The following is a 19,363-nucleotide window of genomic DNA, read 5'->3' on the forward strand; positions in this document are numbered from 1 at the left end:
GCGGGGGGGAGACTTCGACCAGCCACAGGTCAGCGGCCTCCATGAACCCCGGGACAGAGCGTCCGGCGCGGATCAGGTCGGCCATCAGGGTACCGTCCCCAGGCCCCATCTCCACCAGCCGGAACCGTGGCGGCTGGCCCAGGGCCCGCCAGCAGGCGGCGGCCCAGAGGCCGATCCACTCGCCGAACATCTGGCTGACCAGGGGGGCGGTCAGAAAGTCGCCGCCGGCCCCCAGGCCTGGCCGCGTGGCGTAGTAGCCCTCCTGCGGGTCATGCAGGCAGATGGTCATGTACTGGGCGAGGCTCAGGGGGCCGGCGGCCGCGATCTGGGCCGCCAGTCGGTCACGCAGGGCCATCTTTGTCCGGGGCCGAACGGATGCGGAAGGGGTCGTCCAGGGCTGGCTCGGCCTGCAGAGCCTCAGCCGGCGGCGGCGCTTCGGCGGTCACCGGTGTCGCAGGCGCGGCCGGGACCGGTTCGCGCAAGCCCCGCCAGATCAGGAAGGCGCCCCCGAGCAGCATGGGCAGGCTCAGCATCATCCCCATGGTCAGGCCGAGGGGAAAGTCTGGCAGGTGGTAGTCGGGCTCCCGCACCTGTTCGACCAGGGTGCGGAACACCGCATAGCCCACCAGGAACAGGCCAGCCACCGCGCCCCGGCGTTCCAGCCAGTGGGCCCGGTGGGTGGCGATTCGCAGGAGGATGAACAGGACCAGCCCTTCGAGCAGGGCCTCATAGAGCTGGCTCGGATGGCGGGGATAGGGTCCCGCGCCGGGGAAGATCACCCCCCAGGGCGCCTCGGTGGCGCGTCCCCACAGCTCGCCATTGATGAAGTTGGCGATCCGGCCAAAGAACAGGCCGATGGGGGCGCAGGCGGCCACCAGATCCCCGAGGCGCAGAAGGTCGAGACTGTTGGTCCGGGCGAAGGCGATGACGGCGATGGCCACCCCCAGGGCGCCCCCGTGGAAGCTCATGCCCCCCTGCCAGACCTGCAGGATCTCCAGCGGGTTCGTCCAGATGACCGAGGGCGTATAGAAGAGGATATAGCCGAGCCGGCCGCCGACAATGACGCCCAGCGTCACCCAGAGGATCAGATCGTCGATCTGGGGCGCGGTCGCCGCAGGTCCCCGCGCCGGCGCCAGCCGCGGATTTCGGACCATGGTCACCACATAGCGCCAGCCGATCAGGATGCCGGCGACATAGGCCAGGGCGTACCAGCGGATGGCCAGCGGTCCGATCTGGATCAGAATGGGGTCGAAGTCAGGGAAGGGCACCGGGCGGTTCTCCAGCCAATTCGCGTCTGTTTAGCCGACAAGGCCTTCGCATTCATCCCCCGGCGCCCCATATTGATGGTGCGCGGCGGCAAGTCCCGCGCCTCTTGAGCTCGCTATGCAGACCCAGAACCCATTCCTCGACGAAATCGCCAAGCTGACGACGGCGGCCATGGGCATGGCCCAGGCCGCCAGCGAAGAGGCCCGGTCCGCGTTCCGGGCTCAGGCTGATCGCGCAGCGGCCGAGCTTGATCTCATCCGCCGGGAGGAGTTCGAAGCCCTGAAAGCCGAGGTGGCCGCCCTGAGGGCGGATATTCAGGCGCTCCGCGGACCGGCCGCGGATATCTGAAACCCCGCGTTCACGAATACGCGAAGGGGCTCGCCCGCCGGAAGAAGCCGGTGACAGGGTCCCTGCAAAGCAGAATAGTTTCATGACTGTCGGTGAGTCGGTCGGGCCTCGCGCCTGATCCGCCGCAGCGAAAGGACCGTGGGTTCCATGGATATGCAGCCCGACGAAGACGTCGTCCTCGGCCTCGATCCCCTGGACATTGTCGAACATGTGCTGACGGCGGAGAACCTTGAGTTCGACCGCACCGAGGATGGCGACCTGGCCTTCACCCTGGCCGGCGAGTGGAAGGACTATGAGCTCTGGTTCGCCTGGCGGCCCGAGGCCGACTGCCTGCAGCTCTGCCTGGCGCTTGGCCACACCGTCGATCCGACCGCCCGCATCCCGGCCCATGAGTTGGTCGGCCTGGTCAATCAGCGCCTGTGGCTTGGCCACTTCGAGCTGTGGGACGATGGCGAGATCGTCTTCCGCCACGCCATGGCCCTGACCAGCGCCGAGCGGCCGAGCCTGTCCCAGGCCGCCGCCATGATCGACATCGCCGTCGAGGGCGCCGATCGTTTCTTCCCGGCCTTCGACTTCATGGTTCGCGGCGCCAAGACTCCGGCCGAAGCCATGGCCGCCTGCATGTTCGAGACCGTCGGCGAAGCCTGAGGGCCTCGCGCCGAAGGAGGACCCGATGGGGCCACTGCTGATGCTGGGCGCCGGCCGCATGGGCGGGGCGCTGATTTCCGGCTGGCGCCGCGCTGCGCTGCTGAGCCCCGGCGACCTGATGATCCGCGATCCCCACCCCGGAGACGAGGCCAGGGCGGTCATCGCGCAGGGCGCCCTGCATGATCCCGACCCCCCCGCCATGGGCCGCGCCAGCATCGTTCTTCTGGCGGTGAAGCCGCAGCTCTGGCGTGAAGCCGCCGCGGAGGTCTGCGACGCCCTGTCGGCCGACGCCGTCATCGTCTCCATCGCCGCTGGCGTTCCGGCCGGAGACATTTCCACGGCCTTTGGCGGCCGGGCGGTCGCCCGCATCATGCCCACCACCGCTGCGGCCATCGGCCAGGGCGCCGCCAGCCTCTATGCCAGCGATCCCCGGGCGGCGGCTGTGGCCCAGACCCTGTTCGCCGCCGTCGGCGTGGTGGTGGAGCTGGCTGACGAGGACCTGATGCACGCGGCCACCGCCGTCTCCGGCTCAGCGCCCGCCTATCTCTACGCCTTCATCGAAGCCCTGGAGGCGGCCGGCGCCGCCGCCGGCCTGTCGCCGGAGGCGTCCCAGTCGCTGGTGCGGGCGACCATCACCGGGGCCGCGGCCCTGCTGGCCCAAGGCGGTGATGATCCCGCCGCGCTTCGTCGTCAGGTCACCTCGCCCGGGGGCACCACCCAGGCGGCCCTGGAGGTGTTGATGGGCGAGGGCGGGTTAGGCCCGCTGATCGACCAGGCCGTGGCCGCCGCCGTGGCGCGTTCCCGCGCGCTGGGCGCCTAGGGCAGGCGTCAAAAACGGCGCGAAATGCGACGATTTCGGTCGAAAAACCCCCCGAAATAGACCCCTAAAACAGGCCGATGACTCGCTCAAACGAGTCCCCCAGCGCCCCGACGAAGGTCACCGCCGCCAGGATCAGGGCGTTCCAGATCAAGGCCAGGATAATGACGCTCAGCGCCGCGGCCACCGCCCCCACCAGTCCCGCCACCCCATCGCGCTCCAGCAGCCCAAAGCCGAAGGCGGCGATGGCGAAGGAGGGCAGCATGTTGCCGAACGGGATCGGCAGGAAGACGATCACCGCCAGGATCAGGCAGACCGCCCCGATGAACCTGTCGGCGACCCGGCCATAGAGGAAGCGCCAGCGGGGCCGCAGATGGCGCTCCAGCCGCTGCAGATGCGGCGCCAGGCGCACGGCCATGGTCTGGAACTCGGCCCGCTGCATGGAGCGATTCATCAGGGCGTTGGGCAGCCACAGGGTGGGACGTCCGATCATCAGCTGGAAGGCGATGAAGATCAGCGGCGCGCCGAGGATGGCCGACACCCCGGGGGGCATGGGCAGGGCGAGGGGGGCGGCGAACACCGCCAGCAGGGCGCCGAAGGCCCGGTCTCCGAAGGCTTCCAGGACGTCAGCCACCGTCACCTTGGCCCGCGAACGCTCAGCCAGGCCGGCGAGAATGTCGGAGAATCGGTGGACGTCGTCGACCACGGTCGGACCTGCGGGCTGGAGGTTTGGCGGTGGCGTTCAGATGGACGCCCGCGGGGAAAATTGCACCCCCCCAAAGACACGTTCAGGTCGAAAAACCTGGCCTTGTGGCCGATAGCCCACGGGCGGCGCCCCAGATGGTCTCTGGCGGGCGATCTCTGGCGGCGATCTCAGGCGGCGGCTTGCTGGCCCAGCACCACGCCCACCAGCACGGCGGCGTAATGCACGCCGGCCCCGCCAATCACATGGCCATGCCAGATGGCCCGCCGGAAGGGCAGCCTGCGCATCATGTAGAAGATGACGCCGATGCTGTAGACCGCGCCGCCGATGGCCAGGAGCAGCATGGCCGAGGTCGGCAGGGCCGCCATCAGGGGCTGCAGCGCCACCACCACCGCCCAGCCCAGGGCCAGGTAGATCACCACCCACAGCTTGCGGTCGAGCCCGCTCAGGAACAGTTTTCCAGCCACCCCCAGGGCCGCCACGCCCCAGATGGCCGCCGTCATCGCTATGGCCCAGGCGCCGCTCAGCCCGGCCACGGTGAACGGGGTGTAGGAGCCGGCGATCATGATGAAGATGCCCGCATGGTCGAGACGCCGCAGCAGGGGGCGATGGCGGGCGGGGGCGAAATTGTAGGCGGTGGAGCAGGCCAGCATCAGCAGCAGGCCGGCGGAATAGATTCCCACCGCCGTGGTCAGCAGGGGCGAACCCCGCCAGATGGACAGGCCGATGAGAACCGCCCCGCCGATCAGGGCCGCGGTCAGGCCGATAATGTGCACGCACAGGTCGGCGCACTTGGCCGAGGGGGTCGGATAGTGACGGGGAGGCTTGGAGAGGGGGGCGATGGGATCGGTCATGGCTTGTGGAGCGGTTGTACGCCATCCCCCGGCCCGGCGCCTAGAAGTTGGCCGCCGATGACCGGGTTTAGCGCTGCTACGCCTGCCACAGGATCACCGGACCCCGGCGACCGCCAGAATGGCGAGCAGGCCCACACCCATGCCGCGGACATTCTCCACCGGCTCGACATCGATCCACTCGTCCAGGGCGTGCGCCCGACCGCCGGAGCCGCCAGACCCCATGGTGATGGCCGGCACCCCCAGGCTCATGGGAATGTTGGAGTCGGTGGAGGAGGCCGAGAGGCTGGCCGAATAGCCTGCGGCCTCGATGGCGGCGACCACGCTGCGGACCAGGCCCGAGTCCGGATCTGTGGATCCGGCCGGGCGGTCGCCGATGACCAGGGGTTCGACGGTGATGGGACCTTGCGCTGTGGAGCGCGCCGCGTTTTCGGCGGCGACCGACTCCTGGAAGATCGCCAGCAGCTGGGCTTCCAGCCGCGCCAGGGCCTCGGGGCTCTCCGAGCGCATGTCGTACTCGGTATAGACCTCGGCGGGGATGGAGTTCACCGAGACGCCGCCGCCGGTGACGCTGGCCGAATAGGTGGTGCGCGGCGAAGGCGGAAGCTCGATCTCATAGAGTTGCGCCGTGGCCCGGGCCATGGCGGCCATCGGGTTGACCAGGCCAAAGGCGCCATAGGAGTGCCCGCCGGGCCCCCGGAAGAAGGTGCGATAGCGCTTGGAGCCGACGGCCCCTGTCACCACCCGGGTGGGGTCGGAGCCGTCGAAGGAGAAGAAGGCGCTGACCCGGTCGCGGTAGGGCCCCTCGGTGAAGAAGTGCCGGACGCCCCGCAGATCGCCCTGGCCCTCTTCACCCACGGTGCCGAGGAACAGGATGTCCTGTTCGGTGACGAGGCCGGCGGCGTCCATGGCCCGGATGAAGGCCAGCAGGGTGGCCAGGGACCGGGTGTCGTCGCCGATGCCCGGCGCCATCAGTCGCGTGCCTTCACGACGGACGGTCACGTCGGTGTCGGCGGGAAAGACCGTGTCCAGATGGGCGGAGACCACCACCAGGGGACCGCCGGCCGGACCGGCCCCCCGGCGCAGACCCATGACATTGCCCTCGGCGTCGGTGGTGGTCTGCGTCAGGCCGTGAGCCTCGAGCATGGCCAGATAGGCCTTGGCCCGTTCCGCTTCCTGGAAGGGCGGGGCGGGGATTTCGGTCAGGGTGATGATGTCGGCCACCGTCCGATCAAAGTCCTTGGCCAGATGGGCCTTGGCCTCTGCGAAGGCCGCCGAGGCGGCGATGGCGGGAACCGGAGTCTCACTCGCCAGCGCCACGCCGCCCAGGCTCAGGAAACAGGCCGCCGACAGGCCGGCGAGGGCGGGAGCGAGGCGGTCTCGAAGGGTCATCGGGAGGCTCTCTCTTGTGGCCTATGGCTGTGATGCAGGCGCCATGATGCGCTGAACGCTCTTCCAGCGCACAGCCCTTTCGTTGGGCGCGCCCCGTCAGGCTCCCTGATGCGTGGCCCCTGGTCAAATCCGCGCGGCGGAGTCTAGGTTCGCGGCTTCGCCCGTCGGGCGCCTGTCGAGGGGGACATTCATGCCGGAAGAGACCAGCGCCATCGAGGCCTTCTACGCCCAGGTGACCAATGTCAGCGACTTCATCTGGGGGGGCTCCTGGAACGGGGTCGCCGTCCTGCCATTTCCGCCCATGGTCATCGCCCTGTTCGGGGTCGGCCTGTGGATGATGTTTGGTCTGCGCTTCTATCCGATCACCCACCTGGGCAAGGCCTTTGTGGGCCTGTTCAAGAGCGAGAAGGATGCTGACGCTCAAGGGGACGGCAAAAAGGGTGAAATCTCCCCCTTCGCCGCCCTCTCCACCGCCCTGTCGGGCCAGGTCGGCACCGGCAACCTGGCCGGCGTGGCCACCGCCATCACCCTGGGCGGCCCAGGGGCCCTGTTCTGGATGTGGGTCACCGCGCTGATCGGCATGGCCTTGGCCTTCGCCGAGGGCGCCCTGGCCATCCGCTATCGCGAACAGGGTCCCAATGGCGACTATCGCGGCGGACCCATGACCTATATCCGCCTGGGCCTCGGCAAGAAGTGGGGCTGGCTGGCGGGTGTTTTCTGCGTGGGCGCCCTGTTTTCCTCGGTGACCACCGGCAACATGATCCAGGCCAATTCGGTGGCCGACTCGATCCATGCCATCACCGGCGCGCCCGATTGGGTGGCCGGCCTCATCGTCGCCGCAGCCGTCTTCGCCGTGATCATCGGCGGCATCAAGTCGATCGGCTCCATCGCCGAGAAGGTGGTGCCGGCCATGGCCCTGGCCTATGTGACCATGGCCGTCATCGCCCTGATCCTGAACTTCGAAGACCTGCCTGGCGCCTTCGCCATCATCTTTGAAAGCGCCTTCACCGGCCATGCGGCGGCCGGCGGTTTTGTCGGCGCCGGCATGATCATGGCCATCCGGGCGGGCGTCGCCCGCGGCCTGTTCTCCAATGAGGCCGGCCAGGGCTCCACCCCCATCGCCCATGCCGTGGCCCAGACCGAGGATCCGGCCCGTCAGGGCCGATTCGCCATGATGGGCACCTTCATCGACACCCTGGTCATCTGCACCGCCACCGGGCTTGTCCTCCTCACCGTCCAGGGCGCCTTCCCGGCCACCAACGCCGAGGGGGTCACGGTCATGCAGGAGCATGTGTGGAGCTCCGATCTCAACGGCTTCGCCATGACCGAGGCGGCCTATTCGGCGGCCTTCCCGATGGAGGTCTTCGGTTTCGCCATCGGCGGGCTGATCGCCTCGGTGGCGCTGATCCTGTTCGTCTTCACCACCCTCCTCACCTGGAGCTATTACGGAGAGCGGGCGGTGACCCACCTGTTCGGCGACAAGCTGATCATCCCGTTCCGCCTGGTGTGGGTGCTGATGATCTTCATCGGCTCGTTCCAGGAGATCACCTTCGTCTGGCGCATGGGGGACATCGCCAACGCCAGCATGGCCCTGCCCAACCTGGTGGCCCTGGCCCTGCTCTCAGGGGTGGTCTTCAAACTGGCCAAGGGTGATCGAAAGGCCGGCCCGGACCACGACTGACGTCGTCATGCGGGATCGGTCAGGAATTCCTGGGTCGATCCCGCCTTTCGGGTTTTCCTGGCCGGCCATGCGCCATAGCTTGGCCGGTAACACAGGTAACAGTCACCGAAAGGGTTCCGTCTTGCAGACTCGTCGTCAGATGCTCCTTGGCGCCGCGGGCGTCCTCGCCTTGGCCGGAACAGCCGGCCGCTCCTCCCTGGCCTTGGCCCAGGCTCCGGCCACGGCGGGGGCCCGCGTCGACGCCCTGCTGGAGGCCTTCTACCAGCAGGCGCTGGATGATGTGCCCGAGCTTGTCACCCGGCTGGGGCTGGACACCGGCGCCCGGGCCGCCGCCAAGGGTCGGCTGAGCCCCGCCTCCATCGCCGCCCTCGAGTCCGACCGCGCCAAGACCGCCGACCAGCTCTCGCGGATGCAGGCCCTGCCGCGGGCCGAGCTCTCCGGCATGGACGCGATCAACTATGATGCGGTGAAGTTCTCCCTGGAGACCGAGCACGAGGCCAATCAAGCCTTCGCCTATGGGCGGCGCGGCGCGGGTCAGCCCTATGTGATCTCGCAGCTGTCGGGCGCCTATCAGAGCGTGCCGGACTTCCTGGGCTCCCAGCATGTCATCGAGACCAAGGCCGACGCCGACGCCTATCTGTCCCGCCTCGACGCCTTTGGCCGGGTCATGGACGAAGAGGTCGAGCGAGTGCGCCGCGACGTGGACCTCGGGGTGATCCCGCCGGACTTTGTGATCGAGCGCACCCTGACCCAGATGCAGGGATTGCGGGTCGATCCGGCCGCCTCGCCCCTGGTCACCTCGGTCGCCGAGCGGGCCGCAGCCAAGGGGATCGCCGGCGACTATGCCGGCCAGGCCCAGGCCATCTATGTGGACAAGGTGCTACCGGCCCTGGAGCGGCAGATCGCCCTGATGGGGGAGCTTGCCCCCCGGGCGGTCCACGACGCCGGCGTCTGGCGGCTGCCTGACGGCGAGGCCTATTACGAGCATGCCCTGCGGGCCTCGACCACCACCACGCTGAACGCCGAGGAAGTCCATCAGATGGGCCTCGACCAGGCCCGCCAGCTGTCGGCCCGGGCCGATGTGATCCTCAAGGCCGAGGGCTATACCCAAGGCTCGGTCGGCGAGCGGATCGCGGCCCTGTTCAAGGACCCCAAGCACCACTTCCCCGACACCGACGCCGGCAAGGAGGAGCTGATCGAGTCCCTCAACGCCATGACCGAGGCCATGTACAAGCGCCTGCCGGAATATTTCGGGACCCTGCCCAGGGCGCCGGTGGAGGTCCGGCGGGTGCCCAAGTTCATCGAGGCCGGGGCGCCAGGCGGCTACTACAACCAGCCGACGCTGGATGGGTCGCGGCCGGGCATCTTCTGGATCAATCTGCGGGATTCGGCCGAGAATCCCACCTGGACCCTGCCGACGCTCACCTATCACGAGGCCGCGCCGGGCCATCACATGCAGCTGGCCCTGCAGCAGGAGGCCGACCTGCCGATGATCCGGCGGGCCACCTTCCTGTCGGCCTATGGGGAGGGCTGGGCCCTCTATGCCGAGGAGCTGGCCAAGGAGATGGGGGTCTATGAGGACAACCCGCTGGGCGAGGTCGGCTATCTGCAGGCCGCCCTGTTCCGCGCCGCCCGCCTGGTGGTCGACACCGGCATCCACGCCAAGCGCTGGAGCCGCGAGCAGGCCATCGAGACCATGTCGTCCATCGACGGCTCGCCCATCTCGTCCTCAACCACCGAGATCGAGCGCTATGCGGTGTGGCCGGCCCAGGCCTGCAGCTACATGGTCGGCAAGCTCGTCTGGCTGCGCCTGCGGGAGAAGGCCCGCACGGCGCTCGGCGACCAGTTCGATCTGAGGGCTTTCCACGATGCGGGGCTGCTGTCGGGCGCCGTGCCGCTGACCGTGCTGGAGGCGGTGATCGACAACCATATCGCCGCCCGCCGGGCCGCCTGATCCTGAGCGGTCAGAGCCCCTGGGCGCGCGCCCGGGGGCTCAGGCTGGGGGCTCAGGCCGGCAGGCGGATGACCGCTCGCAGGCCGCCCAGGGGGGAGCGGTCCAGCAAGACTTCGCCGCCGTGACCGCGGGCCATGTCCCGGGCGATGGCGAGGCCCAGGCCCACCCCCTTGATGTTCTGATTGCGGGCCTCGTCCAGGCGGTTGAAGGCCTTGAAGGCGTCCTCGTACTGGGCCGCCGGAATGCCCGGCCCATCGTCGTCCACGGCGATCTCGATCCCGCCGGAGGGCAGGCGCCGGGCCACGACCTCGATGGTTTCACCATGGACCGCGGCGTTCATCACCAGGTTGGAGACCGCCCGACGCAGGGCGCTGGGGCGGACCCGGACGCTGAGGCCCTCGGGCGCCTCGACCCGCACCTTGGCGCCGGCGCGGACCGCGCCTTCGCCGACCTCGTCCAGCAGGGGACGCAACAGGGTGTCCTCGACGGCCTCGCCCCCCTCGCCCCGGGCGAAGGCGAGGTATTCGTCGATCATGTGCTCCATCTCGGCCAGGTCACGTTTCATCTCACCGGTGCGCGAGGAGGGCGGGGCGAGCGCCAGTTCGAGCTTCAGGCGGGTGAGCGGGGTGCGCAGGTCGTGGCTGACCGAGGCCAGCAGGGCCGTGCGCTGTTCGATATGGCGCTGGATGCGGGACTTCATGGCCAGGAAGGCGTGGGCCGCCTGCCGCACCTCCCGGGCGCCGTGGGGCTTGAAGCCCTGGTCGTCCTCCCCCCGGCCAAAGGCGTCGGCGGCGGCGGCCAATCGTTCGATGGCCCGGGTCTGGTTGCGAATGAACAGGATGGCGATGGCGGTCAGCAGCAGGGTGGCCACGGTCATCCAGAGGATGAAGATGTGGCCCTGGGTGGCGAAGGCCCGGTCCCTGGGCGCCAGGATGCGCAGCACCCCCTCATCCACTTGCACGCGGATGTCCACATAGGCCGGATAGCGGGTCGTATCGAACCAGAAGGGAGCGTCCAGGCGCTCTGACAGGGCGCGCTTCAAGGACCGGTCCACCGGGGCGAAGAAGGAGTAGCGCCGGTTCAGGGGCAACTCGCGCCCCTCCTGCAGGGCGATGGACAGGCTGAGGGCTTCCTCGGCCCGGGCGGCCAGCACCCCGAAGGCCTCGGGGCTCTTGTCGTCCTCATAGCCGGCCACCGCCCAGGCCACCTCGCCGGCCAGACCGTCGGACAGACGGCTGGTGACCGTGTCCCAGTGGGCGTCGAAGAAGATCCAGGTCACCGCCACCTGCATCAGGGCCACCGGCAGGACGATGATCAGCAGGGAGCGGCCAAACAGGCTGGTCGGCAGCCGGCGCTTGATCCACCGGCCCAGATATCGCGGGGTGACCCTGAGACGCATCAGTCGGGCGCCAGCATGTAACCCACCCCGCGGACGGTCTGCAGATAACGGGGCGCCTTGGGGTCGGTCTCGATCTTGCGGCGCAGGCGGGTCACCTGGACGTCGACGGCCCGGCCTGAGGGATCGACGGTGTCGCGGGCCAGCTCAAGGCGATCCACCGGTTCATGGGGGGTCTGGGCCAGGCGCCGCAGCAGGGCGGCCTCGCCCTCGGTCAGGCGGACCGGCGTCCCGTCCTGAAGCAGCTCTCCGCGGGCGGAGTCGAAGGCGCAGAGCCCGAGGGACAGCGTGCCGCCGCCCGGCGTCCGCTCGGCGGTGCGCCGCAGGATGGCGCCGATGCGCAGCAGGAGCTCCTGCGGCTCGAAGGGCTTGCCCAGATAGTCGTCGGCGCCGATCTGCAACCCTTCGATCCGGTGCTCGGCCTCGCCCCGGGCGGTCAGCATGAGGACCGGCGTGCGGCCCGCAGGCCCGCTGCGGCTGCGCAGCCAGCGGGTCAGGGACATGCCGTCCTCGCCGGGCATCATCACGTCGAACACCGCCAGGTCGAAATCCAGAGTCTCCAGCAGCTTGCGCGCCCCTTGCCCGCCGGACGCGGTGGTGACGCGGTAGCCCTCCCGACTGAGGAAGGCCTTCAGCAGATCGCGGATGCGGTCGTCGTCATCGACCACCAGCAGATGGCGGACTGGCCCGGGGGCGTCAGCAAGGCTCATGCGGTGGCGGGCTCCCTGTTGGCTGCGGCGGGCAGGATAGGCCGGGCGGCGACCGGCCGCCATGCGCGCCCTCGGCCATTTCGTTTGACGAGGGCCGCCTGCGGCGCTGTAAGGGAGGCGCATTGAAAGGAGGCACTACGCCGATGGCTCTCGTTCCCTTTGACGATCGCGATGGATGGATCTGGCTGGATGGCCAGTTCGTGGCCTGGCGCGAGGCGAAGGTGCACGTATTGACGCACGGCCTCCACTACGCCTCGGCGGTGTTCGAAGGCGAGCGGATGTATGGCGGTGAGATCTACAAGCTTACCGAACATACTGAGCGCCTGTTCAAGTCGGCGGAGATCCTCGACTTCGAGATCCCCTTCACGGTGGCTGAGATCGATCAGGCCTGCAAGGACACCTGCGCCAAGAACGGCCTGACCGACGCCTATGTCCGGCCCATCGCCTGGCGCGGTTCGGAGATGATCGGCGTCTCGGCCCAGGACACCAAGATCCACGTGGCCGTCGCCGTGTGGGAGTGGCCCAGCTACTTCTCGCCCGAGGAAAAGGCCAAGGGCATCCGCATGTGCTGGGCCAAGTATAAGCGGCCTTCGCCGGAGACCGAACCGGTCCACGCCAAGGCCACCGGCCTCTACATGATCTGCACCATCTCCAAGCATGCGGCGGAGAAGGACGGCTACACCGACGCCATGATGCTCGACTATCGCGGCTATGTGGCCGAGAGCACCGGTTCGAACGTGTTCTTCGTCAAGGACGGGGCGCTGCACACCCCGACCCCGGATTGCTTCCTCAACGGCATCACCCGCCAGTCGGTGATCGCCCTGGCCCAGGCCAAGGGCTTTGAAGTGGTCGAGCGCCACATCAAGCCCGAGGAGCTGGCGAGCTTCACCGAGTGCTTCGTGGTGGGCACGGCGGCCGAGGTGACCCCGGTCTCGCAGATCGGGGAGTACAATTTCACCCCGGGCAATATCTCGCTGAGCCTGATGGACGACTACGCCAAGATGGTGCGGCGACAGCTGCAGCCCGCCTGATCCGACAAGGGTCCGGTTCGAAAGCGCGCCCCCTTCGCCCCCAGGCGGAGGGGGCGTTTTCGTTTCAGGCGAGGATGCGCGCCTCCAGCTCCTCGCGCCGCTGGCGGGTGCTGGCGAGGTCTGCGCCGTAGCGGGCGGCGTCGGCCTGGGCGAGGTCGGCGGCCAGGGCCTCGCTTTCGCGATAGAGATCGAGCGCCCGGGTGCGATGGCCGCGATCCTCGCGGGCGTCGGCCAGTCGCTCCAGGGCGATGGACAGGGCGCGGCGGGCCTCGGGGCCGCCATTCTCGCCGGCGATCTGCCGACGCAGCGCCACCGCCGCCTCATAGGACTCGACGGCGGAGTCCAGCCGCTGTTCCTCATAGGCCATGTCGCCGACATTCAGCAGGCCATCGGCGATCAGCTCCGGCGCCTCGGCCTGGCGGGCATAGGACAGGGCCAGATCATAGGCCTCGATGGCGTCATCGCTGCGGCCCTGGGCTCGGGCGAAGTCGCCGGCGTCCTGGGCCGCCAGCATCTGCTGGCGATCGTTCGACGCCAGGGCGGAGACCCGTTGCAGGGCCAGCGCCGCCGGCCCCCAGGCCTCGGCCCGGGCATGCATCCGCAGGTCTGAGCGGGCGGCGTCAAAGTCGTCCAGGGGCGGCGCAGCCACGGCCGCAGCCGGTGCGGGTTCGGGGTCAGGCTCTGCTGAGCTGGCTGGGGCGGCTGCGGCGATGGCGGCCAGGGGCGTAGGGGAAGGCGCGGGCTCGGCCTCGAGCGGTTCGGACGTCTCTGCGGCCGCCTCGGCGGGAAAGGGCGCCGGCTCAGGGACTGATGAGGCCTCAAGGGATTGGAGCGGGCTTAGCTCGGGAAAGGGACGGGGCTCTTCCGGGAGCGCCGCCTCCTTCGCGTCCAGGGCCTCATCTGCGAACTTGAAGTCGGCGATCACCGGCAGGCCGGCGGCCTTCGCCCGGCGCCGGGTGGGGGACCGCACCGCCGCGGCGATCACCATGGCCCCGCCCACCAGACCCGCCGCCAGGGCCAGGCCCAGGCGCAGGCCTTCGAAGGGACCGAGCTCGAGGACGGGGATCTGCCCGTTCAGGCCGCCGGGATAGAGGACGACATAGGCGAGGCCGCCCAGTCCCAATCCCAGAAGCAGTCCAATGATCCGCCCCAGCATACGACCCCCCTTGGTTAACCCAACAGTGAAGCTAGGGGCGGTCGCGACCGCGGCCTCAAGGGGATGCAACCCCTGGGGGACAGCTGGGCGGCCGCCCCGCCGCCGATTTGGGCACGGCGCCTCTAAATGAGCCAGTTCAGCGGTCGGGGATAGGCCTCGCCCCGGGCCAGATAGATGACGCCGAGGACGCAGCGGACGGCGAACCAGATCCAGACGGCGCCCATGATGAAGATCCCCAGCATGACCGCCGGAATGCCGATCAGGACGAAGGACAGCGGGATGCCGAACAGCAGCAGCAGGCCGCCGATGATGAACCAGCCGATGGAAAGCCAGAAGGTGCGGATCTGGAAGGTGTAGTGGCTGGCCATGACGGGACCGGCGCTGCCCCGATTGGCGTAGGCGATCACCAGCCCGATGAAGATGGTGATCACATTGGCCAGACCGAGCAGATAGAGGCCGTAGACCACCGCGGGCATGGTGCGGTCTTCAGCCGGGGCGGCTTGGGTCACGGCGTCGGTCATTTCAGCTCCTCCAAGAGATCGACCCTGATCTTGCGGCGCCCTTGGCCTCAGAGCACCTTAATTCGTCGTTATGTCGTTCTGTCGGCCGATCCAGGGCAGGACGGCCACCGCCAGGATCAGCACAAAGACCAGACGGGCGGCGAGGGCCAGGCCCAGGCTCCAGGCGCCGATCGTCGCGGCGGCTCCCAGAACCGCCAGGGCGCCGGCCCCGCACAGCGCGATCGTCCAGACCACCATCTCCGCCCCCTGCGGCCGAGGCGGCCCCAGACGGAGCTGAGGCGCATAGGCGGCGCCCTGGGCGGCCAGGGCCTCGGTCAATCGGGCAAAGCTGTCGCTATGGTCGTCCAGCTGTCCGCGCCGGCCAAAGCTGCGGGCCGGAATGCGCACCTGCCCTCGGGTGAAACGAATCTGCGCGAGGCCTTCCGACACCGAGATTCGGCGCAGGTCAGCCAGGGCGAACCGGCGGATGCGGGCGCCGCGCTGCTCGACCAGTTCTGTGTCGGTGAGGGTCCACTCCGTGACCGGCAGGAGAGGCGAAATGCGCGCCCTGTGGACCGTGGCCATGGGTCAGGTCCGGACGAGGACGACCTCGACGCCGGCGCTGGCGGCGTGGGGGGCGAGGGCCTGGGGCTTGTCCACCCTCACCCGGGCGCGGGTGACCCGGGGATCGGCCAGGCAGGCGCGGGCTAGCATCTCGGCGAAGGTCTCCACCAGGCCGATATGGCCCGACGCCGCCAGGGACCGGGCGGCCTCGGCCACCAGCTCGTAGTTCACCGTCTCGGACAGGTGCTCGGCGCCGGCCACCGCGGCGTCCAGCTCCACATCGATGACCAGGGGCTGGCTGCGGCCGCGCTCGTGGGCGTAGATTCCCACATAGGCGTCGACCCTGAGGGTGGAGACGAAAATCTTGCTGGCCACCACCCGGCAGCCGCCGGTGTCCGAGGTCAGCTGGTCTTCGGTGACGGGGGACAGGGCCATGGGGACGCCCTCCGGGCTCACGGGGGTCAGGCCAGGTGCTGGCCGGAATCGATGGCGATCATCTGGCCCGTCACTGACGGAGCGTCAATGAGGTAGCGCAGGGCCTGGGCGATCTCCCGGGGGTCGACAGCCCGCGCCAGGGGCGTGCTGGCGGCTTCCTGGGCGAAATCGTCCGGCGTCTGGTGGATGGAGGGCAGGACGGGGCCGGGGCCGATCCCGTTGACCCGCACCCGGGGGGCGAGCGCCAGGGCCATCATCCGCGTCGCCTCCCACAGGGCGGCCTTGCTCAGGGAATAGGAGAAGAAGGCCGGCTGGGTGCGCAGGACCCGCTGGTCAAGGATGTTGACGATCAGCCCCTGCCGCTGGCCGGTGATCCGCCGGGCGAAGGCCTGGGACAGCACCAGGGGGCCGCGGAGATTGGTCTCCATGTGCAGGTCCCAGGACTGCCGGTTCATGGAGGCGAAGGCGTCGTCCTCGAACACCGAAGCGCTGTTGACCAGCAGATTGACCGGCCCGAGTTCAGCCTCGGCCTCGCCGACCAGGGGGGCGGTCTCCGATTCCTTGCGCAGGTCCCGGGTGAAGAGGGCCGCGCGACGGCCCAGGGCGCGGATTTCGGCGGCGACGGATTCGGCGTCGTCATCGATGGCCCGGCAGTGCAGGGCCACGTCATAGCCGGCCTCAGCGCAGCAAAGCGCCAGGACCCGGCCGATGCGTCGCGCCGCCCCGGTGACGAGGGCCGCGCCACGGGGCCCGGTCAAGGCCGCCAGCTCCGCCTGAGCCGCTTAGTCCGGCCGCCCGAACTCATAGATGTTGATCGCAAAGATCACGACGAGGAACGCCAGGATGGTGAGGATGGCGGTCATGGAACTCTCCTGGAAATATGACGCCTTCCGGCTTTAACGAGGCCCGCGTCAGGCCGCAAGGCGAGCCATGAGCACAGATGGGGCGCTGATGCCGCGCAATTCCGCGCGGGCCCTGTTGCGGCCGGGCGTCAGGCGCGCCACCTTGGGGCGGGAAGCGGCGCGCCAAGCGCGCCGCCCGGATTGATGTTCCCTTGGTGAACGTCGATAACTAAAATGCCTGTTTGAAATTGCGCGGGCCGTGAGCCGGCGCCAAGAAATCTAGGGTCCAGGAGGACGGCATGCGCGAATATCTGAAATTCTATATCGACGGCCAGTGGGTCGAGCCGGTGTCGCTCAAGACCCTGGACGTCATCAATCCCGCCACCGAAGAGGTGGTCGGCAAGATCGCCCTCGGCGGCGAAGCCGATGTGGACAAGGCCGTGAAGGCCGCTCGCAAGGCCTTCGCCACCTGGTCGCAGACCAGCCGCGAAGAGCGCCTGGACGTCATGCAGCGGGTCCTGGCCGAGTACCAGAAGCGTTTCGGCGACCTGGCCAACGCGGTCACCGAGGAAATGGGCGCCCCGGCCTCGCTGGCCCAGCGGGCTCAGGTGCCGTCGGGCATGGGCCATCTGGCCACGGCCATCGGCATTCTGAAGGACTTCAAGTTCGAGGAAGACCGTGGCTCGACCATGATCGTCAAGGAGCCGATCGGGGTCTGCAGCTTCATCACCCCCTGGAACTGGCCGCTCAACCAGATCATGTGCAAGGTCGCCCCGGCGCTCGCCACCGGCTGCACCATGGTGCTGAAGCCGTCGGAAGTCGCGCCCTTCACCGGCCAGATCTTCGCCGAGATCATGCATGAGGCCGGCGTGCCGGCCGGCGTGTTCAACCTGGTCCATGGGGATGGCCTGGGCGTGGGCGTGCCGCTCTCGACCCATCCGGAAGTGGACATGGTCTCCTTCACCGGCTCCACCCGGGCCGGCATCGAGGTGGCCAAGAACGCCGCCCCGACCGTCAAGCGCGTCCACCAGGAACTGGGCGGCAAGAGCCCCAACATTGTCCTGGACGACGAGGTCTTCGCCAAGAGCGTGGCCGGCGGCGTGCGCCAGGTGATGACCAATTCCGGCCAGTCCTGCAATGCGCCCACCCGGATGCTGGTCCCCACCAAGCGGATGGACGAGGCGATCGCCGCGGCCAAGGAAGCCGCCGCCCAGGTGACGGTGGGCGATCCCACCGGCAACGCCATGCTGGGCCCGGTGGTCTCCAAGACCCAGTGGGACAAGATCCAGGGCCTGATCCAGAAGGGCATCGACGAGGGCGCCACCCTGGTGGCCGGCGGCCCCGGCCGTCCGGAGGGCCTGGACAAGGGCTACTATGTCCAGCCGACGGTGTTCGCCAATGTCACCCCGGACATGACCATCTCCCGCGAGGAGATCTTCGGCCCGGTCCTGTCGATCCTTGGCTATGAGAGCCTCGACCAGGCCATCGCCATCGGCAACGACACCGAATACGGCCTGGCGGCCTATGTGAACGGCGCCGATCTGGCCAAGGCCCGCGAGGTCGCCTCCAAGCTCCGCGCCGGTCAGGTGTCGATCAACGGCGCCTCGGACATGACCGCCCCCTTCGGCGGCTTCAAGATGAGCGGCAACGGGCGCGAGTGGGGCGACTTCGCCTTCCACGAGTTCCTGGAGGTCAAGGCGGTCATGGGCTACGCGCCCAAGCAGGCGGCCGAATAGGCTTTCGACCCGAGAGACCAGCGGCCCCCGGCGATGTCGGGGGCCGTTTTCGTGAGCGCGCCGGCAAGAGCGCGACGAGCGCCCAAGAGACGACCCTTAAGAGGAGACGCCGATGATGGACCCCCATTTCCAGGCCCTGCTGGAGGCCCAGGCCAAGGCCGCCGAGGGCCAGGCCGCCCCACCCCTGGACGCCCTGCCGCCGGACATGGTCCGCGCCGGCTACCGCATGCAGCGCCAGGCCACCGACCAGAATGCGCCCAAGGATGTCGTGGCCCGGGACCTGACGGTCGATGGCGCGGCCGGCGAGATTCCGGCGCGGCTGTACACGCCTGCCGGCGCGCCTGAGACGACCGGCGGCCTGGTCTATTTCCATGGCGGCGGCTTCGTGATCGGCGACCTGGAGAGCCATGACGGCCATTGTCGCCGCCTGGCGGCCCTGGCCGGCGTGCGGGTGCTGTCGGTGGATTATCGGCTGGCGCCGGAAAACCCGTTCCCGGCCAGCCATGACGATGCGCTGGCCGCCACCCGCTGGGCCTTCGACCACGCTGCGGAGATCGGCTTTGACCCGGCCCGCATCGCCGTGGGCGGGGATTCAGCCGGGGGCAATCTCGCCGCCTCCGTGGCCGCCGACCTGAAGGGGGACGCCAAGCGCAAGATCGCCTTCCAGCTGCTGCTCTATCCGGGCATCTGGCCCGAGGAGGAGACCGCCTCACGCAAGGCTCTGGACGGCCCGCTGCTGACCAAGCAGGCCATCGCCTGGTTCGACAAGTGCCTGGCGGCCATGGGCCACCCCCAGGCGCACCGGGCCATGCTGGGCAAGGTGGACTGCGCGGGTCTTCCGCCGGCCCTGGTGGTGACGGCGGGCTTCGACCCGCTGAAGGACGAGGGCCGCGACCATGCCGAGCGCCTGCGGGCGGCCGGGGTGGCGGTGGAGCATGTGGAATATCCCAGCCTGATCCACGACTTCTACATCATGGCCGACGTCTCGCCGGCGGTGGGCGAGGCGGTCAGGGCGACGGCGGCCTCGCTGAAGGCGGCGCTGGCCTGAAACAGGGTTTCAGATCGTCTGGGGCTCGCCCTGGACGATCTGTTCCACCTGCGCGGTGAGGTCGTTCCAGGCGCCCTGCATGTCAGGCGTCCAGTCCTCCCCCAGCATATCGGCGAAGGCCTCGGCCATGGCCTGGTAGAAGCGCGGGAAGATCTCGCCGGGCACGCCGATATCGTCGTGGTTGCGCAGCTCGGCCTTCAGGAAATTGGCGGCGTAGGTGTTGGGGCCCAGATAGTCGAGCAGGGTCTCTGTGGCCTGGCGCAACATCTGGCCGCGGGCGGCGCC

The 19,363-nt window shown here is 69.0% G+C and carries 20 protein-coding genes and 1 pseudogene; 8 read left to right on the forward strand and 13 right to left on the reverse strand.

The window, feature by feature from the left end; translation table 11 throughout:
* Positions 1-355: SAM-dependent methyltransferase (locus tag Q7V15_RS06720; RefSeq protein WP_304754658.1), on the reverse strand; the 355-nt coding region annotated here is incomplete at its 3' end.
* A 64-nt stretch (positions 356-419) separates the two neighbouring features.
* A pseudogene (lgt, locus tag Q7V15_RS06725) lies at positions 420-1,268 on the reverse strand (prolipoprotein diacylglyceryl transferase); the annotation flags it as partial.
* Between the two features lie 115 nt (positions 1,269-1,383).
* Between lgt and Q7V15_RS06730 the strand changes: the two are divergent.
* The 3 genes from Q7V15_RS06730 (at position 1,384) to proC (ending at position 3,082) form a co-directional block, all read left to right on the forward strand.
* A complete protein-coding gene (locus Q7V15_RS06730; RefSeq protein ID WP_304754659.1) occupies positions 1,384-1,614 on the forward strand; it encodes an accessory factor UbiK family protein in 231 nt (76 codons plus the stop codon).
* 147 nt (positions 1,615-1,761) lie between these two features.
* Positions 1,762-2,262, forward strand: a complete 501-nt coding sequence (locus Q7V15_RS06735; RefSeq protein ID WP_304754660.1) for a YbjN domain-containing protein — start codon at positions 1,762-1,764, stop codon at positions 2,260-2,262.
* Between the two features lie 25 nt (positions 2,263-2,287).
* Positions 2,288-3,082, forward strand: coding sequence for a pyrroline-5-carboxylate reductase (gene proC, locus Q7V15_RS06740; protein ID WP_304754661.1), 795 nt, complete (start codon positions 2,288-2,290; stop codon positions 3,080-3,082).
* A gap of 64 nt (positions 3,083-3,146) precedes the next feature.
* Here proC and Q7V15_RS06745 read toward each other — a convergent pair whose 3' ends face one another.
* The 3 genes from Q7V15_RS06745 to Q7V15_RS06755 all read right to left on the reverse strand — a co-directional run bounded on the left by Q7V15_RS06745 (position 3,147) and on the right by Q7V15_RS06755 (position 6,025).
* Complete coding sequence (locus Q7V15_RS06745) at positions 3,147-3,785, reverse strand: exopolysaccharide biosynthesis protein (RefSeq protein ID WP_304754662.1); 639 nt, start codon at positions 3,783-3,785, stop codon at positions 3,147-3,149.
* A 167-nt stretch (positions 3,786-3,952) separates the two neighbouring features.
* Positions 3,953-4,636, reverse strand: a complete 684-nt coding sequence (locus Q7V15_RS06750; protein WP_304754663.1) for a hemolysin III family protein — start codon at positions 4,634-4,636, stop codon at positions 3,953-3,955.
* Between the two features lie 93 nt (positions 4,637-4,729).
* A complete protein-coding gene (locus Q7V15_RS06755) occupies positions 4,730-6,025 on the reverse strand; it encodes a M20/M25/M40 family metallo-hydrolase (protein ID WP_304754664.1) in 1,296 nt (431 codons plus the stop codon).
* A gap of 190 nt (positions 6,026-6,215) precedes the next feature.
* On the opposite strand from Q7V15_RS06755, the gene Q7V15_RS06760 reads away from it, so the two are divergent.
* The gene (locus tag Q7V15_RS06760) at positions 6,216-7,706 is read left to right on the forward strand and encodes a sodium:alanine symporter family protein (RefSeq protein ID WP_304754665.1); all 1,491 of its coding nucleotides are present in this window, start codon (positions 6,216-6,218) and stop codon (positions 7,704-7,706) included.
* A 121-nt stretch (positions 7,707-7,827) separates the two neighbouring features.
* On the forward strand, positions 7,828-9,660 hold the full coding sequence (locus tag Q7V15_RS06765; protein ID WP_370689783.1) for a DUF885 family protein: 1,833 nt from the start codon (positions 7,828-7,830) through the stop codon (positions 9,658-9,660).
* A gap of 52 nt (positions 9,661-9,712) precedes the next feature.
* On the opposite strand, the gene Q7V15_RS06770 is transcribed toward Q7V15_RS06765, so the two are convergent.
* Together Q7V15_RS06770 and Q7V15_RS06775 are read right to left on the reverse strand one after the other, a co-directional pair.
* Positions 9,713-11,059 (reverse strand): ATP-binding protein, encoded by a 1,347-nt coding sequence (locus Q7V15_RS06770; protein WP_304754666.1) that lies wholly within the window; start codon positions 11,057-11,059, stop codon positions 9,713-9,715.
* Entirely contained in the window at positions 11,059-11,766 is a 708-nt protein-coding gene (locus Q7V15_RS06775) for a response regulator (protein ID WP_304754668.1), read from the reverse strand. The genes Q7V15_RS06770 and Q7V15_RS06775 overlap by 1 nt, the downstream gene beginning before the upstream one ends.
* Positions 11,767-11,909: 143 nt before the next feature.
* Between Q7V15_RS06775 and Q7V15_RS06780 the strand changes: the two genes are divergently transcribed.
* Entirely contained in the window at positions 11,910-12,797 is an 888-nt protein-coding gene (locus Q7V15_RS06780; RefSeq protein WP_304754670.1) for a branched-chain amino acid aminotransferase, read from the forward strand.
* 64 nt (positions 12,798-12,861) lie between these two features.
* Here Q7V15_RS06780 and Q7V15_RS06785 read toward each other — a convergent pair whose 3' ends face one another.
* From Q7V15_RS06785 to Q7V15_RS06805, 5 genes are all read right to left on the reverse strand, one after another.
* Positions 12,862-13,953: a tetratricopeptide repeat protein gene (locus Q7V15_RS06785; protein WP_304754671.1), complete on the reverse strand. Its 1,092-nt coding sequence runs from the start codon at positions 13,951-13,953 to the stop codon at positions 12,862-12,864.
* 122 nt (positions 13,954-14,075) lie between these two features.
* Positions 14,076-14,474 carry a hypothetical protein gene (locus Q7V15_RS06790; RefSeq protein ID WP_304754673.1) on the reverse strand — a complete coding sequence of 133 codons (399 nt, stop codon included), beginning with the start codon at positions 14,472-14,474 and terminating at the stop codon, positions 14,076-14,078.
* A 57-nt stretch (positions 14,475-14,531) separates the two neighbouring features.
* Complete coding sequence (locus Q7V15_RS06795; protein WP_304754674.1) at positions 14,532-15,038, reverse strand: hypothetical protein; 507 nt, start codon at positions 15,036-15,038, stop codon at positions 14,532-14,534.
* A gap of 3 nt (positions 15,039-15,041) precedes the next feature.
* Positions 15,042-15,452: a dihydroneopterin aldolase gene (gene folB, locus Q7V15_RS06800; protein ID WP_304754675.1), complete on the reverse strand. Its 411-nt coding sequence runs from the start codon at positions 15,450-15,452 to the stop codon at positions 15,042-15,044.
* 26 nt (positions 15,453-15,478) lie between these two features.
* A complete protein-coding gene (locus tag Q7V15_RS06805) occupies positions 15,479-16,219 on the reverse strand; it encodes an SDR family oxidoreductase (protein WP_304754680.1) in 741 nt (246 codons plus the stop codon).
* 374 nt (positions 16,220-16,593) lie between these two features.
* On the opposite strand from Q7V15_RS06805, the gene Q7V15_RS06810 reads away from it, so the two are divergent.
* Positions 16,594-18,030 (forward strand): aldehyde dehydrogenase family protein, encoded by a 1,437-nt coding sequence (locus Q7V15_RS06810; RefSeq protein ID WP_304754676.1) that lies wholly within the window; start codon positions 16,594-16,596, stop codon positions 18,028-18,030.
* A gap of 112 nt (positions 18,031-18,142) precedes the next feature.
* Positions 18,143-19,078, forward strand: coding sequence for an alpha/beta hydrolase (locus Q7V15_RS06815; protein ID WP_304754677.1), 936 nt, complete (start codon positions 18,143-18,145; stop codon positions 19,076-19,078).
* 9 nt (positions 19,079-19,087) lie between these two features.
* Here Q7V15_RS06815 and Q7V15_RS06820 read toward each other — a convergent pair.
* A partial coding sequence (locus tag Q7V15_RS06820; protein ID WP_304754678.1) for a globin occupies positions 19,088-19,363 on the reverse strand: 276 nt, incomplete at its 5' end.

Source organism: Phenylobacterium sp., assembly GCF_030651755.1.
Classification (GTDB): domain Bacteria; phylum Pseudomonadota; class Alphaproteobacteria; order Caulobacterales; family Caulobacteraceae; genus Phenylobacterium.

Bases quoted from the DNA above. Each gene is read 5' to 3' on its own strand.
- Q7V15_RS06730 (WP_304754659.1), top strand. From the start codon at position 1,384: ATGCAGACCCAGAACCCATTCCTCGACGAAATCGCCAAGCTGACGACG.
- Q7V15_RS06735 (WP_304754660.1), top strand. From the start codon at position 1,762: ATGGATATGCAGCCCGACGAAGACGTCGTCCTCGGCCTCGATCCCCTG.
- proC (WP_304754661.1), top strand. From the start codon at position 2,288: ATGGGGCCACTGCTGATGCTGGGCGCCGGCCGCATGGGCGGGGCGCTG.
- Q7V15_RS06750 (WP_304754663.1), bottom strand. From the start codon at position 4,636: ATGACCGATCCCATCGCCCCCCTCTCCAAGCCTCCCCGTCACTATCCG.
- Q7V15_RS06755 (WP_304754664.1), bottom strand. From the start codon at position 6,025: ATGACCCTTCGAGACCGCCTCGCTCCCGCCCTCGCCGGCCTGTCGGCG.
- Q7V15_RS06760 (WP_304754665.1), top strand. From the start codon at position 6,216: ATGCCGGAAGAGACCAGCGCCATCGAGGCCTTCTACGCCCAGGTGACC.
- Q7V15_RS06770 (WP_304754666.1), bottom strand. From the start codon at position 11,059: ATGCGTCTCAGGGTCACCCCGCGATATCTGGGCCGGTGGATCAAGCGC.
- Q7V15_RS06775 (WP_304754668.1), bottom strand. From the start codon at position 11,766: ATGAGCCTTGCTGACGCCCCCGGGCCAGTCCGCCATCTGCTGGTGGTC.
- Q7V15_RS06780 (WP_304754670.1), top strand. From the start codon at position 11,910: ATGGCTCTCGTTCCCTTTGACGATCGCGATGGATGGATCTGGCTGGAT.
- Q7V15_RS06785 (WP_304754671.1), bottom strand. From the start codon at position 13,953: ATGCTGGGGCGGATCATTGGACTGCTTCTGGGATTGGGACTGGGCGGC.
- Q7V15_RS06790 (WP_304754673.1), bottom strand. From the start codon at position 14,474: ATGACCGACGCCGTGACCCAAGCCGCCCCGGCTGAAGACCGCACCATG.
- Q7V15_RS06795 (WP_304754674.1), bottom strand. From the start codon at position 15,038: ATGGCCACGGTCCACAGGGCGCGCATTTCGCCTCTCCTGCCGGTCACG.
- folB (WP_304754675.1), bottom strand. From the start codon at position 15,452: ATGGCCCTGTCCCCCGTCACCGAAGACCAGCTGACCTCGGACACCGGC.
- Q7V15_RS06810 (WP_304754676.1), top strand. From the start codon at position 16,594: ATGCGCGAATATCTGAAATTCTATATCGACGGCCAGTGGGTCGAGCCG.
- Q7V15_RS06815 (WP_304754677.1), top strand. From the start codon at position 18,143: ATGATGGACCCCCATTTCCAGGCCCTGCTGGAGGCCCAGGCCAAGGCC.